The organism is Actinokineospora lacus (assembly GCF_053813445.1).
This window is the reverse complement of record NZ_JBQERA010000013.1, coordinates 186,803-201,700: the sequence shown is the minus strand read 5'-3', so window position 1 is coordinate 201,700 and position 14,898 is coordinate 186,803. Positions and strand designations below refer to the sequence as shown.

The 14,898-nt window shown below is 76.1% G+C and carries 11 protein-coding genes; 4 read left to right on the top strand and 7 right to left on the bottom strand.

What is annotated here, in order from left to right:
- Window positions 1-210: 210 nt before the first annotated feature.
- Together ACTG9Q_RS27675 and ACTG9Q_RS27670 are read left to right on the top strand one after the other, a co-directional pair.
- Entirely contained in the window at window positions 211-2,685 is a 2,475-nt protein-coding gene (locus ACTG9Q_RS27675; protein ID WP_455575851.1) for an AAA family ATPase, read from the top strand.
- A gap of 193 nt (window positions 2,686-2,878) precedes the next feature.
- Complete coding sequence (locus ACTG9Q_RS27670; RefSeq protein ID WP_455575850.1) at window positions 2,879-3,046, top strand: hypothetical protein; 168 nt, start codon at window positions 2,879-2,881, stop codon at window positions 3,044-3,046.
- Between the two features lie 39 nt (window positions 3,047-3,085).
- Here ACTG9Q_RS27670 and ACTG9Q_RS27665 read toward each other — a convergent pair whose 3' ends face one another.
- From ACTG9Q_RS27665 to ACTG9Q_RS27650, 4 genes are read right to left on the bottom strand one after another with little or no spacing between them, the layout of a single operon-like run.
- Entirely contained in the window at window positions 3,086-4,066 is a 981-nt protein-coding gene (locus tag ACTG9Q_RS27665; RefSeq protein ID WP_455575849.1) for a sensor histidine kinase, read from the bottom strand.
- A gap of 23 nt (window positions 4,067-4,089) precedes the next feature.
- Window positions 4,090-6,192, bottom strand: a complete 2,103-nt coding sequence (locus ACTG9Q_RS27660) for a hypothetical protein (RefSeq protein WP_455575848.1) — start codon at window positions 6,190-6,192, stop codon at window positions 4,090-4,092.
- 2 nt (window positions 6,193-6,194) lie between these two features.
- Window positions 6,195-6,857: a response regulator transcription factor gene (locus tag ACTG9Q_RS27655; RefSeq protein ID WP_455575847.1), complete on the bottom strand. Its 663-nt coding sequence runs from the start codon at window positions 6,855-6,857 to the stop codon at window positions 6,195-6,197.
- Complete coding sequence (locus ACTG9Q_RS27650) at window positions 6,848-7,384, bottom strand: histidine kinase (protein ID WP_455575846.1); 537 nt, start codon at window positions 7,382-7,384, stop codon at window positions 6,848-6,850. Before ACTG9Q_RS27650 ends, ACTG9Q_RS27655 begins: the two co-directional genes overlap by 10 nt.
- A gap of 136 nt (window positions 7,385-7,520) precedes the next feature.
- Between ACTG9Q_RS27650 and ACTG9Q_RS27645 the strand changes: the two genes are divergently transcribed.
- Both ACTG9Q_RS27645 and ACTG9Q_RS27640 read left to right on the top strand, forming a co-directional pair.
- Complete coding sequence (locus ACTG9Q_RS27645) at window positions 7,521-9,398, top strand: Hsp70 family protein (RefSeq protein ID WP_455575845.1); 1,878 nt, start codon at window positions 7,521-7,523, stop codon at window positions 9,396-9,398.
- Between the two features lie 80 nt (window positions 9,399-9,478).
- Window positions 9,479-10,393, top strand: a complete 915-nt coding sequence (locus ACTG9Q_RS27640) for an NAD-dependent epimerase/dehydratase family protein (RefSeq protein ID WP_455575844.1) — start codon at window positions 9,479-9,481, stop codon at window positions 10,391-10,393.
- A 24-nt stretch (window positions 10,394-10,417) separates the two neighbouring features.
- Here ACTG9Q_RS27640 and ACTG9Q_RS27635 read toward each other — a convergent pair whose 3' ends face one another.
- From ACTG9Q_RS27635 to ACTG9Q_RS27625, 3 genes are all read right to left on the bottom strand, one after another.
- Complete coding sequence (locus ACTG9Q_RS27635) at window positions 10,418-10,879, bottom strand: hypothetical protein (protein ID WP_455575843.1); 462 nt, start codon at window positions 10,877-10,879, stop codon at window positions 10,418-10,420.
- 79 nt (window positions 10,880-10,958) lie between these two features.
- Window positions 10,959-13,982 carry an AAA family ATPase gene (locus tag ACTG9Q_RS27630; RefSeq protein ID WP_455575842.1) on the bottom strand — a complete coding sequence of 1,008 codons (3,024 nt, stop codon included), beginning with the start codon at window positions 13,980-13,982 and terminating at the stop codon, window positions 10,959-10,961.
- Complete coding sequence (locus ACTG9Q_RS27625) at window positions 13,967-14,836, bottom strand: hypothetical protein (protein WP_455575841.1); 870 nt, start codon at window positions 14,834-14,836, stop codon at window positions 13,967-13,969. The genes ACTG9Q_RS27630 and ACTG9Q_RS27625 overlap by 16 nt, the downstream gene beginning before the upstream one ends.
- Between the last annotated feature and the right edge of the window lie 62 nt (window positions 14,837-14,898).

Below are 14,898 nucleotides of genomic sequence, written 5' to 3'. Positions count from 1 at the left end.
CCCGCCACTCCCCTCCGCCGGGACCGCTCACCCGGGTTCGCCCCGCCCGCGGGGACTCCTGAGGTGGACACGTAGCCGGGCGGGGATCGGTTCTCGTGACGCGCGAGCGTTAACAAAGCGGTCCACGGATTGGACTGGCGGCGAAGCGGACAGACCTGTCGGGCTACTGTCTGCCGCGGATGATCGGCGCGGCGGACAGGAGGTCGCGAGGTGGCCGACGCCCTTTCGACGCCGGTGACACTGGTGACCGGCCCCGCCGGGACGGGCCGCACGACGCTGTTGGCGGAAGTGGCCGAGCGGACCGCCGGGACCGGCGGGTTCGTGGCGGGCATGCGGTTCGCCCGCACCGGGGAAGCACTTCCCGCCCGGTTCGAGCTGGTGGACGGACAGGCGCGCGTCCGGACGGCGGGCCCGGCGGGGGCAGTGGGCCCGTGGACGCCGGTCGGGCCGGTGGCGGGGGCGCGACACGATCCGGAGGTCGCCGCGCGGGGCGCGGCGGTGGCGGCGGGGCCGTTGCTGCGGGCCGGTCGCGGGGTGGTGCTGGTGGACGACGTCCACTGGGCCGACGCGGACTCCGTCGCCGTGCTGGCGGCGTTGGCGCGAGAGGTGGCGGGCAGCGGGGTGCGGTGCGTGTGCGCCGCGCGGACGCCCGCGCCGGTGGCGACCCCCCGCGTCCGGGCGCTGGTGGCGCGGTTGCGGGCGGAGGGGCTGCTGGAGTCGGTCCGGTTGGGTCCGCTGCCGCGGCGGACGGTGGCGCGGCTGCTCGCCGAGGAATTGCGGGCGACGCCGGAGCCCGCGCTGGTCGACCAGGTCCTCGCGGTGACCCGGGGGGTGCCCGCCGCGGTCCGGGCTGTGGTCAACGCGGTGCGGGAAAGCGACTCCCTGCGGGTGGTCGACCGGTGGGCTTACCTGACCGGGCCGCTCCCCCGCCGGGCCGGGCACCTGGCGGAGGCGGTGCGCGACCTCGGTCCCGGGGCGTGGGCGGCGGCGAAGGCGCTCGCGGTCGTGCACCCGCTGGGCCCCGGGGTGCCCGACCTGGTCGCGGAGGACGGTCTGGACCTCCTGGTCAGCGCCGGGGTCGCGCACCGGGGCCTGGGCGGGCGCTCGTGGCGGTTCACCATCCCGGTCGTCGGCGACGCCGTTGCCGCTGCGGCGGGGCCGTTCGAGCGGGCGGGCAACGCCGCCGCGGCGGTGTCGGCCGTCTGGTCGGGCGCCGCGCGCTGCGACCCCGGCGCGATGGCCGCGCTGAGCGCCTGGGCGGGTCCACTGCTCGATCCCGAGCGGGCCGCGCGGGAGCTGCTTGACCACGCCGATGACCGGCCCGAAGCGCTCGCCGCGGCCTTCGGCCTGGCGCGAGAACCGCGGACGCGGGTCGCCGCGGGCTTGCGGCTCACCGCCGCGCGCCACGCCGACGGCGACCACGCCGAAAGCCTCCGCCTGGCCTCGGCGCTCCTGGGCGGGGGCGGCCTGGCCTCGGACGACGCGCTCCTGTCGCGCATCACCATTGTCGAGTCGTTGTTCGCGCTCGGGGACACCGCGGCCGTGGCCGGGGTCGCCTCGTCCACGTGGGAGTGGCCGGACGCCGCCGACCCCGGTCCCGAGGTCGCCGCCCGCGCCCTCGCGCTGCTGGACCGCTGGACCGAGGTCGGCGCGCTCTCCGAGGACACCGGCCTGCTCGGCACGGCGGGGCTGTGGTGCGGCCTCCCCGGCCCGCCGCCGTCACGCACCGCCCTCCTCGTCGCGGGCGAGCCCGCGCCCCGGGCCCCGGTGGCCCGAGGCCCTGGGCTGCACGACGAGGTCATGGCGGCCGCCGCGCGCGGGGAGGCCGACCGTGCCGTCGACCTCGCACGGCGGGTCGCGGCCGAGGGCGGGCACCGGTACGGGCTCGGATGCACAGCCGCGCTGCACACCGCTGTGTCGCTACTGGTCGCCCAGGGGAGGCTGACCACCGCGCGCGCCCTGTTGGACTCCGGCGGGCCCGCGCCGCTGGGACACCTGCGCGACCTCGGCGAAGCGGTGGTGGCGGCCGCTCTCGGTGACTGGACGCGGGCAACGGCGCGGTTGCGGACCGCCTTGTCCTTTGCGGACAAGGGTGTCCTGGTGGGGTTGGAGCTGTGCTGGTCGGAGTTGGCCGCTGTGGCGGTGGCGACCGGGAACCGGGCAGTGGCCGCGCAGGCGCTGCGGGGGGTCGAGCGGGTCGCGACCGCGCTGGCGACCGGACGCGCGGAACTGCACCTGTCGATGGCCCGTGCGACGGTCTCGGGCGACCGCGCCGCGGGCGACGCCTGTCTGCGCGTGGCCCGGGAACGGGGGCAACCCGCCGAACTCGCGGCCGTGGTCCGCAGGCTGGTCGAGCACGGCGGGGCCGATCCCAGGCTCCTGCTGGAGTCCTACGACCTGCTGGGCGGCACGGGGGCGTTGCTGCACCGCTCCTGGACGCGCACCCTGATGCGGGAGCGCGGTGTGCCGGTGCCCGGACGGCGGGAGACCGCGGCCGAGAACGAGCTGCTGCTGGCCCGGTTGACCGCGGGCGGCCTGAGCAACAGGGATCTGGCCGCCGTCCTGCGCACCAGCACCAAGAGCGTCGAGGGCGGCCTGAGCAGGCTGTTCACCCGCACCGGCTACCGTTCCCGCATCGAGCTCTCCACGGCCATCCTGACCGGCGAGTACCGGCCGAAGCCTTAACTGGACGGGAATCCCCCGCCAACGCGCAGTCGATCCCCGCGTACCCGGCGACGCGTGGAAACCTTTGCGGTACAAGAGTTTCCGAGGGGATTTCCGGTCCGCCCGCCGTGGCGGAAGATCAGCGGCGGCCTTGGCGGCGTCAAGCCTTCGCAGGAGAATCCGACACGACCTGGAACATCGTGAAAGGACTGCCATGTCAGGATTCCGCAAGCGCGTGGTCGCGGCCCTCACCGCGCTGGTCGCCGTCCCCGCGCTGGTCGCCGTCCCCGCCCTGCTCGGCGGGGCCCTCGTCCCCGCGGGAGCCTCCGCCGAGGCGTGGGGAGGGCTCCCGCTCTGCGTCGCCAACCGGTGCTACAGGTAGCCGACCGATGACGGGACCGCCCCTCGCCGCCAACGGCGCTCAGGCCGAGGGGACGGTCCCGGAAACCGTGGTGCCGCGGCCGGGGGCCGACTGGATTCGGGCCGTGCCGCCCACCGCGGTCGCCCGGGTGCCCAGGTGGTGCAGGCCCGAACCGGGCGGCAGGTCGGCGAAGCCGGGGCCGTCGTCGGACACGGCGAACCGCAAGCCGCCCGGGACCGCGTGCAGGGTCACGGTGATCGCGGCTCCCGGGGCGTGCTTGTGGGCGTTGTTCACCGCCTCCATGCAGATGAAGTAGACGGCCGACTCCACGACTGGCGCGCAGCGGGGCACGCCGGGTCCGATGTCAAGGGCGACGTGGTCGTGCTGGGCCAGCTCGGCGGTCAACGCCGCGGCCAAGCCGTCGGACACCAGCGCCAGCGGCAGGACGCCCGCGGCGGTGCGGGCGACCAACTCCTCCGCGGTGTCCAATTTGGACTCCAGGTTGGCGAGCACGGCGGCGGCCCGCTCCGGTTCGCCTGCTTCGAGGGAGTGCTCGACCAGGGCCGCGACGAGTTTCAACGAGACCAGGTGGTGCTGCGCGCCGTCGTGCAGGTCGCGTTCCAAGCCGCGGCGCTCACTGTCCATCTCGGCCGCCGCCCGCCAGCGCAGGTCGGCGAGGTCACGGGCGGCGGTGTCCCCGGCCCGGCGCGCCGCGTCGGCTTCGGCGCGCAACCGCGCCTCGGCGACCACCGGCCCCAGCACCGCCGTCAGCGCGGCGACCGGGCCCGCGTCGGCGGGCACGAGCGACAGGACCCCCTGCACCTCACCGCCGTGGTCGACCGACACCGCCCACCCCGGACCGTCCTCGCCCCAGCCGTGCCACCGGTCGGCGACTTTGATCCAGCAGCCCCGCGCGCCCACGGCCCGGCCGATCCCCTCGGCCAGGACGGCCAGGTCGGCGACGGAACCGGACGGACGGGGCGCACCGAGCCAGGCCACGACCGCCGCGACCGCCCGTTCTCCCCGTTCCCTGGCCCGCACCTCTCGACCGTACCCGCCGCCGTTCAGCCGCGGAGGGCGGCGAGAACACCCTCACAGGTGCGGGTGAGGGTCTCGGCGGCCGAGCGCGCCGACGCCGCGGTGGCCGGGTGGGAGGCCAGGGCGCGCCAGTGGTCGGCGGCGGCGCGGGCGACAGCGCGCAGGCGCTCGTCCGGAGAGCCGCCGGGCACGCCGAGACGGGTCCTGGGGTCGGTGCCGTGCACCCCGAGCAGGCGCAGGGCCGCGGGGAGGTCGTCGCGCAACGGGACGGCGCCGCGCTCGATGTCGTCCAGCAGGTCCAGTTCGGCGAGGTCGTGGGCGCCCGAGCGGACCCGGTCGGCCGACCAGCGCAGGGCGTGGTCGGCGGGCAGGTCGCGCAGGAGGGCGGCGACGGCGGTCAGGGCCCGGCGGGCGGCCCCGGCGTCGGCGCGGGCCAGCAGCGCGCGACCCAGGCTCTCCCGGACGGCGGTGAGCCCGGACGCCACTGCCAGCGCGGCGGGCAGCCCGCTCGGCCCGTCGGCGGCGCGGGCGGCCTCCAGCGCCACGGCCACGTCCGGGGCGGGCAGGCGGGGCAGCGAGTACGGCGGCGGGGACAGCAGCGAGTCGCGTTCGTCCGCGCGCAGCGTCGCCGCCACCAAGGCCAGCGCCGGACGCAGGCCCGCAGGGTCGACCACGACCACCCGGTACCCCGACGACGCCAACGCCGACCGGCACCAGGACGGCAGCGGCGACGGGCACAGCACCGCGTCGACCGACCACCGCGGCGCGGACGGGAGCTCGGCGGCCAGGGCGGCGTCCACCGGTCCGGGGACCGCCAGCACCGACAACCCTCGCAGCACGTCGGCGGGCAGACGGACGACGGGGGTGCCGAACGCGTCGACCGCGGCGCCGTCGCCGTGGGCGAACCACGTCGTCCGCTCCACCGGCGGCAGGTCGACGCCGAGCAGGGCGGCGACCACGGTCGTCGTGCCCGGCCCGGCGAGGACGGCCAGCCGGGGCGGGCGGTCGAGGCGTTCGGCGACGGCCGCCCAGCGGTCCCTGGTGTCCTGGTCGGCGGCGGCCCGCCAGCCCTCGTCCACCAGGGCGCGCACGCTGTCCAGCAGCGACGCCTCCCCGGCGTGGTCCGGCGGGGCCCCGATGCGCTCGGGGAGGGTGACCGTCACCGAGACCGACCCGTCCTGGCCTGCGGCGCACTCCACGGCGCCGCCCAACACTGCGATCCGGTCGGCGTCGTCGGAGAGGGCGGCGGCCGTCTCCGCCGGGCCCTCCGGGCGCACCGCGGTGAGCAGGACCCGCAGGGTCGTGTCCGTGCGGGCGAAGTCGACGGTGACCGGCGGGCCGCCCGCGCGGTCGGCGACCAGGCCGAGGACGGCCGCCACCGCGTGGTACAGCCCGGACTCGACCTCCCAGCCCAACCGCCTGCCCAGGTCGCCCCGGAGGCGGACCGGTCCCGGCAGGGTCGCCGCCAGCTCCTCCAGCGCGGCACGGGGTCCCCGGTCCGGCAGCATCGCCGGGTACACCCCGCGCACCACCGCCCGGAAGGTCTCGATCAGCTCGTCCAGCGACGCCCGCAGGCAGTCCGCCTGCCGCTCCGGGGCGGGACTGTCGAGCGCCGACCGCAGTCCGGCCACGGCGGTCCGGACGTCGGCGAAGCCGCGGCCCGCCACGGCGGTGATCGCGCCGACGAGCCTACGGCGCTCCAGGTCCCTGGCCTCCGCCAGCCGGGTGCGGGCGGCGGCGAGGTCGGCGGCGAGGGCCTCGGCGCGGGCGGCGGCCCGGTCGCGGGCGGAGCGCGCCTCGTCGAGCCGGACCGCCAGGTCGAGCCAGCCCGCGGTCTCCCGCAGCGCGGCCCGGTCGCCGCCGCCGAGCCTGCCCGTCTTCGCCACCGCCACCGTGCCGCCGCCTGGCAGGGTCGCCACGGCGGCCGCCGGGTCGGCGGGGTCGGGCGGGTCCGCGCGCGGCGGCCACGCCGCGACCGGCACCGGACCGGCCGGTCCCGGCGCGCGGTAGATCGCCTCCCCGCCGACCATCTCGGACAGGTTGCGCACCAGGGCCGACACCAGCAGCGGCGCCGGCGCGGTGGCGGCCACCTCGTGCGGGGGCCTGCCCCGGCCGCGGCGCGCGCGCACCGCTAGCCGCCGATCCGGCGCGACCGCAGGTAGGCCAGCACGGCGAGGACGCGGCGGTGGTGGACGGTGGGGTCGCCGGAGATGTCAAGTTTGGTGAAGATCGAGGCGATGTGCTTCTCCACCGCCTTGGCGGAGACGAACAGCTCGCCCGCGATGCCGTTGTTGGTGCGGCCCTCGGCCATCAGCCGCAGCACGTCCGACTCGCGCTCGGTCAGCGCCGCCAGCGGGTCGTCGGCGGCGGACTGGCCCTTCACCAGGCGCTTGGCGAGCACCGGCTCGATCACGATCTCGCCCGCGGCGATGCGCTCCAAGGTGTCGCCGAGCACCCGCACGCCCGCGACCTGCTCCTTGAGCCGGTAGCCGATCCGCTCGGTGCCGATCTCCAAGACCCGCATGAGGTAGTGGGTCTCGGCGTAGTGCGACAGCAGCAGCAGGCCGATGTCCGGGTGCGACGCGCGCAGACGCTCGGCGGTGACCAGCCCGCCGTCGGGCTCGGGTGGCATCCGGATGTCGAGCACGGCGATGTCGACCGGCTCGGTCGCGACCAGACCCAGCAGCTTGTCGCCGTCGGGCACGCAGCCGACGACCTCGTGCCCTGCGGCCTCCAGGAGCAGCACCAGGCCCTCGCGGAACAGGGCGCCGTCCTCGGCGATGGCTACCCGCACCGGACCACCGCCCAGCGCCTGCTGGGGACGTCGCCGTGGGCGGTGACGCTGACCCGGACGAGCCTCCGCCCGCCGCGCAACCGCACCGACACGGCCGTGCGGGGGCACAGCGACCGCAGGTGGTCGGCGACCAGCAGGGCGGCGCGCCGGTGGTCGCGGCCCGCCAACCCGCGGGCGTCGACGGTGAGGGCGATGTCGCGGCGTTCGGCGACCGAGCGCAGGGCGGCCTCCATCCCGGCGCCGGTCAGGACCGGCGGGTACAGGGCCTCCCCCAGCGTGCGCAGATCGTCGAGGACACCGCGTACGGTGTCCTGGGCGGCGTCGAGTTGTCGACGGCCTGCCGGGTCGGTGAGGTTCACGTCGAGCAACCCTAGTTCCAACGCCAGGGCGGACACCCGCAGCGCGGGCCCGTCGTGCAGCAGGCGCTCCCATTCCCGCCGCAGTTCGGCGGTCTCCCGGTCGGGCGCCCGCAACCGGCGGGAGCGCGCGCCGAAGCGGGCACGCCACGCACGCACCAGTCCGGTCACCCGGCGATGATCCCAAGAACGGGCGGCACGGTGACAAGGTGGAATCCCCCAAGTTAGGGGTAGGGATATCCCTACCCCCGGGTGATCTGCCTACCATCGGCCCGTTCGGCGTCTTTCTCCCACGGAGGCATTCCTGATGCGGTACGGCCTTGGCATCGACCTGGGGACCACGTTCACTGCGGCCGCGGTGTCCGGGCCCGCGGGGACCAAGATGGCCGTGCTCGGTCGGGACGTGGTGACCCCCTCGGTCGTGTTCGCCACCCCGGGCGGGCGACTGCTGACCGGTGAGGCGGCCGAGGCCGCGGGCGAGCGGGAGCCGGTACGGGTGGCCCGCGGCCACAAGCGCCGCTTGGGCGACCCGACGCCGCTGGTCGTCGGCGGCGCGGCCTTCTCGCCCGCGGCGCTGCTGGCCGCGCAGTTGCGCGACGTGCTCGGCGTGGTCGGCGCCACCGAGGGCGCCGCGCCTGACGAGGTCGTACTGACCTGCCCGGCGGTGTGGGGCCCCTACCGGCGCGAGCACTTCGCCGAGGTGCCGCAACTGGCCGGGGTGCGGGACGTGCGGGTGGTGACCGAGCCGGAGGCCGCGGCGATGCACTACGCGGTGGAGCGGCGTCTCGGCGAGGGCGAGCTGATCGCCGTCTACGACCTCGGCGGCGGCACGTTCGACTCGACGGTGCTGCGCGCCCGCGCCGACGGCATGGAGATCCTCGGCACCCCGGAGGGCGTCGAGCGGCTCGGCGGGATGGACTTCGACGACGCCCTGCTGAGCAACGTCGACGAGCGGCTCGGCGGCGCGATCGGCGCCCTCGACCCCGCCGACCCGGCGGCGGCGGCGGTGCTGGCGGAGATCAGGGCCCTGTGCGTGCGCGCCAAGGAGGAGCTGTCCACCGAGCCGGACGTGCGGCTGCGGGTCCCGCTGCCCTCGGGGCCGCGCGAGGTCGTGGTCACCCGGCTGGAGTTCAACGACATGATCCGGCCGTCGGTCGCCCTGACCACCGAGGCGTTGGAGCGCACGGTCACCTCGGCGGGGCTGACGCCGCGGGACCTGTCCGCGGTGCTGCTGGCGGGCGGGTCGTCGCGCATTCCGCTGGTGGCGCAGATGGTGTCGGAAACCTTCGGCAGGCCGGTGCGGGTGAGCCTGCACCCCAAGTTCACCGTGGCGCTGGGCGCGGCGATGGCCGCCACCACCCGGCCCGCGACGGCCACCCCGCCCGGGGGGCTGCCCGCCGCGGGACCGGCCACCCCGCCCGGCGGCGAGGTCGTGCCCGCCGCGCCCGCCGTCCCCGCCAGGCGCAAGTGGCTGGTGCCCGCGGCCGCGGCCGCCGTGGTCGCGGCCGCGGCCGCCACCGTGGTCGCCCTGCTGCCCGGCGACGACACCCCGGCCGCGGCGGCGATGCCGGGGACGGCGGCCACAACGACCACCGCGAACACCAACAAGCGCATGTCCAGCACGGAGACGCGCATCTTCGACGAGCAGGACGTCCCGCCCTTCGGCAGCTACATCGCCTCGGACGAGAACTGGGCGGGCACCCGCCTGGGCCCCACCAGGGCGGGCGCCCACAGCGCGATCACGGTGGCCCCCGGCGACCTCGGCGACGGCGAGAACGGCCTCACCGCGACCTGGACCGGGGCGGGTTCGGGCCAGCTGTACTTCCAGGACCCCGGCAGCAAGCTGGACCTGACCCCGGTCGTGGAGAGCGGCGGCGCGATGGTCTTCGACGTCGTCGTCCGCACGCCGCCGCGGGCGCGGACCGCCATCGGGGTGCACTGCACCTACCCGTGCGCGGGCGAGGTGGAGGGCACCGCCCTGTTCAAGGGCCTGCCGGTGGGCAGGCGCACGACTGTGCGCATCCCGTTGTCGTGCTTCGTCCAAGCCGGTCTGGATCCGACCAAAGTGGACACGCTGCTGCTCGTCCGCACGGAAGGCGCCTTCGACGCCACCTTCGGCATGGTCCGCTGGCTTCCCGGCCAGGCCGACAACCCGGAGTCCGCCAAGTGCACCGACCTGGTCTGAACGGCTGGTCCGTCCACAGGGGATTACCCCCGCTCAGCCGGACCGCGTCTTTCAAAAGCGTCCACTGAGGATGGGGGGACATGAGAGTTCTCGTCGTGGGGGCCAGCGGGTTCATCGGTAGGCACATTGTGGCCCACTTGCGCGAATACGGGCACACCGTGACCGCCGTCGCCCGCACCGCCCGGCCAGGCGTCGACCACACCGTGGACGCGTCGGCGGTCTCGGCGCAGACCTGGCGCCCCCTGCTCACAGGCCACGACGGCGTCGTGTTCGCCGCGGGTTACGACGACAGCGGCAAACCGCCCCGCCGCCCGTCCTACCGGCGCTACCACCAGGGCAACGTGGCGTCGGTGGTCGCCCTGATGGGTGCCGCCCGCGCCGAGGGCGTCTCCGCCGCGGTCGTCCTCGGCTCCTACTTCACGCACTTCCACCGGCAGATGCCGGAGCTGCGCCTCGCCGACCGGCACCCGTACGTCCGCAGCCGCGAGGAACAGGCCGTACGGGCCCGCGCCGCGGCCGGTCCCGACCTGCCGGTCACGGTCCTCGACCTGCCGTTCGTCTTCGGGCGCGTCGGGAACCACCTGCCGATCTGGTCGCCCGGCCTCATCGACTACGCCCGGTCCTCGGCGCCCTTGTTCGCCCCGAAGGGCGGCACCGCGGGCGTCACGGCGACCCACGTCGCCGAGCAGACCCTCCGCCACCTCCAGGACCCGGCGGGCACCGACATCGCCTTGGCGGAGGCCAATCTCACTTGGAAGGCCCTGCTGGCGCAGATAGCGGCGGCGACGGGAAACCCGCGCCGGGTGCGGCACCTGCCCGCGCCGCTGGTCTGGACCCTCCTGACGCTGGCCTCGGCGACCCACCGCCTCACCGGCCGGGAACCGGGCCTGACCGCGTCGGCCATGCCCGACCTCCTGTTGCGCGACCTCTTCATCACCCCGGCCGTTCCTCGCGACCTCGGCGATGTCATCACCGACATGGCGGCCACACCCTGAGGCCACCTCGGCGGTGCGGACGGGTCAGGCCAGGGGGGCGACGGCCTCGAACACCGCCGACCGCGGCGGCAGCTGCCGGTCGAGGCGGGTGGGGGCGTGCAGCCAGTGGCCGGTCGCGGCGCCGGGGGACGCGGACGGCAGCGGCAGCAGGGCCGGGGCGCGCAGGTGCGTCGCCCAGGAGGGCAGCTCGGCGGAGACGGAGTCCTCACCGGTGCTGAAGAGGAAGACCGCCTGGCCGCCGAGGACCAGGACCGGGCAGCCGCGACCGGCGCACAGCACCCGCAGGCGGACGGCCCCGGCCAGCGGGAGGGGGACGGCGACGGCCTCGACGCCGGAGCCGAGGTCCAGGAAGACGGCCTCGCCCGCGGTGGTGACGGGCCAGCCGAGGACGCCCGCGTAGCGGTCGACGTCGGCGAGGAGGGCGTGCAGGCGCTCCGAGCCCGGGATGGTGTCCGACTTCGCGCGGGTGGTGGTGGTGGTGGCCATGTCCGTCTCCTGTCAGGCTGTTCCTCTGTCTCTACAACCACCACGGCCCCGGCTCCCCGGCGGGTTCACCGCTTCCGTGTCACCGCCGCAGGGGGACGACGTCCTCCGGGAGGAGCAGGCACAGGTCGGTGACCGTCGGCGCGGCGATCGAGCGGGTGCGGCGGGCGTGGGCGGTGACGGCGGCGTCCAGGACCTGGCGGGCGTAGCGGCCGTTGCCGAAGGACTCCCCGCGCACGGCCGAGGCGAAGTGGCTGCGCAGGGCCGCGACCGTCGGACCGCTGCACTCGTAGCCCGCGGTGGTGGCGTGCTGGCTGACGATGGTGACCAGCTGGTCGGTGGTGTAGTCGGCGAAGTGGACGCGGTGGGAGAAGCGCGACGACAGGCCCGGGTTGGCGGCCAGGAAGCCGTCCATCTCGCGCTCGTAGCCCGCGGCGATCACCACGACCTCGTCGCGGTGGTCCTCCATCAGCTTCACCAGGGTGTCGATGGCCTCGCGGCCGAAGTCGTGGCCGCTGCCGCCGGAACTGGACAGCGTGTAGGCCTCGTCGATGAACAGCACGCCGCCGCGGGCGCGGTCGAACGCCTCGGTGGTGCGCCGGGCGGTGTGCCCGACGTACTCCCCCACCAAGTCGGCCCGGCTGACCTCGGTGACCTGGCCCTGGGCCAGCACGCCGAGGGCGGTGAGCAGCGAGCCGTACAGCCGGGCGACGGTCGTCTTGCCGGTGCCCGGCGGCCCCGCGAAGATCAGATGCCTGCTCAGCGACGGCACCGGCAGTCCGGCCGCCTGCCGCTGGCGGGCGGAGGCCAGCAGGTCCACCATGGCGGCGACCTCGGTCTTGACGTCGTCGAGTCCCACCAGCGCGCGCAGCCGGTCCATCAGCTCCTCGACGCGTTCCTCGTCCACCCGGCCTGCCCCCGCCCCGACCGAGGACCCCGGCAGCGGGCCGAGGTCCTCGGGCAGCAGCTGGGTCAACGCCACTTGGTCGACCCGGGCGACCTCGGCCAGCCGGTACGCCTGGCGGCCGATCATCTCCTCGAACACCTTGCGCGCGGTGCGGCCGTTGCCGAAGGCGGCGTCGCGCGGGAGTTCGGTGAAGTAGGTGTGCAGGGCGTCACGGGTCTCGAATTCCAGGCGGTACTGGTGGCCGGCGCACAGACCCTCCACAATGGTCACCAGTTCCGCCGAGGAGTAGTCGGTGAACTCGATCGTGCGGGAGAAGCGCGACGACAGGCCGGGGTTGGCGGCCAGGAACGCGCGCATGTCGTTGGTGTAGCCCGCGACGATGACCACGACGTCGTCGCGGTGGTCCTCCATCAGCTTGACCAGGGTGTCGATGGCCTCGCGGCCGAAGTCCGGGCCGTTGCCGCCGCCGCCTTGGGCGAGGGTGTAGGCCTCGTCGAGGAACAGGACGCCGCCGAGGGCGGCCTCGAACCGCTCGGTGGTCTTGAGTGCCGTGCCGCCGATGACGGAGGCGACGAGGTCGGCGCGGGCGACCTCGACCAACTGCCCGGTGCGGAGCACGCCGAGGGCGGCCAGGATGCGGCCGTAGAGCCGGGCGACCGTGGTCTTGCCAGTGCCCGGGGAGCCCGCGAACACCAGGTGCCTGCCCAGCGGCGGCGAGGGCAGTCCGGCGGCGGCGCGGCGCTCGGCCATCTGGTGCAGCCGCACCAGGGTCTCCACCTCGCGTTTGACGCCCCCCAGACCGGTGAGGGCGGCCAGATCCGCCAGCAGGGCGTCCAAAGTGGCGTCCGAGGGGCGGTTGACAGCGGGGTGGGACTCCGCTTCCGCGGGCGCTTGCTTCTCCGGTTCCCGAATGGGCACCAGAGCGCCCGGACCGCCACCGGGAAGGTTGAGGTCGCGTCCCCGGTTGCGTTCCACTCGGCAGTCGCGCACCTCGACGGATTCGGCCGAGGTGGACGCGACGCCGTCGCCGAGGTTGTCGGCGACCTCGCTGCCGGTGATCCCGCCGGTAGCGCCGGTCTCCCACACCGCACCCGCGGCGCACTCGCGCACCGTGGTCCCCTCGACGGTCAGCCGCGCCCCGCCGCGGGCGGTCAGCCCGGCGCCAGCGGCGCCGGTCACCCGGGACTCGGCCACCCGCGCCGACGCCCTGTCCTCGGCGACCACGCCCCCACCCGCCCCGCCGCGCAGGTCGCAGCGGGTCAGGGTGACCGACGCGCCCGCCGCGAGGACGGCGTCGTGACCGGCCCCGGAGATCTCGCAGTCGGCCAACTCCGCCGAGGAGTCCTCCAGCACGTGCACGGCGTGCCCGCCGGAATCCTCGATCCGGGTCCGTTCGATCCGGGCGACGGCGCCTTGGACGAGCACCACGGCCTGGGCCGCGGTGCGCTCGATCCGGCAGTCCAGCAACACCGGGCGCGACCCGCCCGCGGCCAACACCGCCGCACCGTCCACATCGGACAGCACGGTGTGCTCCAGCGTGATGCTGCTGCCGTTCTCCAGGACGACAGCGGTGCCGGACACGCCATCGACGCGGCACCCGGTGAGCGTTCCGTCCGCGCCGTCGGCGATCAGGACCGCGCTCTGTGCCTCGGCGACCCGGCAGTCGACCAGGCGCGGCGCGGCGCGGTCCCTGGCGACCAGGGCGGTGGTGGCCACGCCGACCAGCTCGCAGCCCTCCAGCTCCGCGCGCCCGTCCTCGAACACGAGCACACCGGCCCCGCCGGGGTTCGCCACCCGGGTCTGCCGGGCCCGCAGGTCGCCGCCGCCGCGAACCACCACGGCCACCTGCGAGTCGGCCCGCACCGCGCACTCCTCGACCCGCAGCGTCCCGCCCCGCACCTCGACGGCCTTCTCGCCGCCGCGGTGGACGAAGACGATGCCGGACACCACGGCGTGCTCCGCGGCCAGCCGCAGCACGGGTGCGCCCGCGGCCTCCACCCGGACCTCGCCCGCCGCCCCGGCGCCGGACAGGGTGACCTCCCGGTCCAGCACGACCGACTCGGCGTACACGCCGGGCCGCACGGCGATCACGTCCCCGTCGGCCGCGGCGGCGACGGCGTCGCCGATGGTGCGGAAGCAGTCGGGCTCGGTGGGCGAGACGCCCAGCACCGAGCGCAGCGCGGTCATCCGGCCAGCCACAGCGGGCCCTCCTCGCGGTCGGGGACCAGCGCCGCGCGGACGCGGTGGCGGTCCAGGTGGGTGAGCGGGGCGGGCCCGGCGGCGCGCGCGGCGTGCTCGGCCAGGGCGTCGTCGGGCCGCACGAGGTGCCGGTCGAGGTAGTAGCCCGCGGCGTCGGACCACACCCAGGAGCCGTCGGAGCGCAGGTCGGCGGGCACCGGGCCGCCGGAGGCGGAGAGCAGGTCGGGCAGGACGCCGGGCAGGGGCGCGACGACCTCGCCGCCGCCGAGGAAGTCCAGCAGCCGCTGCCGCTCCTCCACGTCGACGACCAGTTCGCGGGTCGGGGAGAAGTACGGCCCGCCTTCCGGGGTCGCGCCGTCGAAGGTGCGCGCCACCCGGACCGGGACGACCGGGGCCGCCGTCCACAGCAGCGCGGCGGCGGCGAGCGCGGCCTCGTGGTAGCCGGGCAGGGGCGTGCCCGGCCCGAACACCTCGACCCGGGGCGAGGCCTCCCCCGCCCCGGCCAGCGCCCGCTGCACGGTCGCGGCGACGGCGGGCAGGTCGGCGTCCGGGGCGGTCTGGACCAGGTAGACGGCGTCCGCGCCGTCACGAACGGCCCGCCAGCACGCGGTGACGGGGAGGTCGGCCACCGCGGCGGCCGCGGCCCGGTCGGCTGGGGTGTGCCCGTCGGGCCCGGGGCCGAACCGCCCCTCCGGCGCGCGGTCCTCCCCCGGCTGGGCGACGACCGCGAGGGCGTCGAACAGCCGCGACAAGGTGTCGGCATCGTCCGCGGCGAGCGCGGCCCTGGCGACGGCCAGCCAGCCGTCGGGGACGGCGCCCGCCAGGGCCAGCAGGGTGGTGTGCGGGTCGGTCATCGCGGTCCCTCCGGTCACGGATGCGGCGCTCTCACCGCCCACACGGGCCGCGCCGGGCCCGG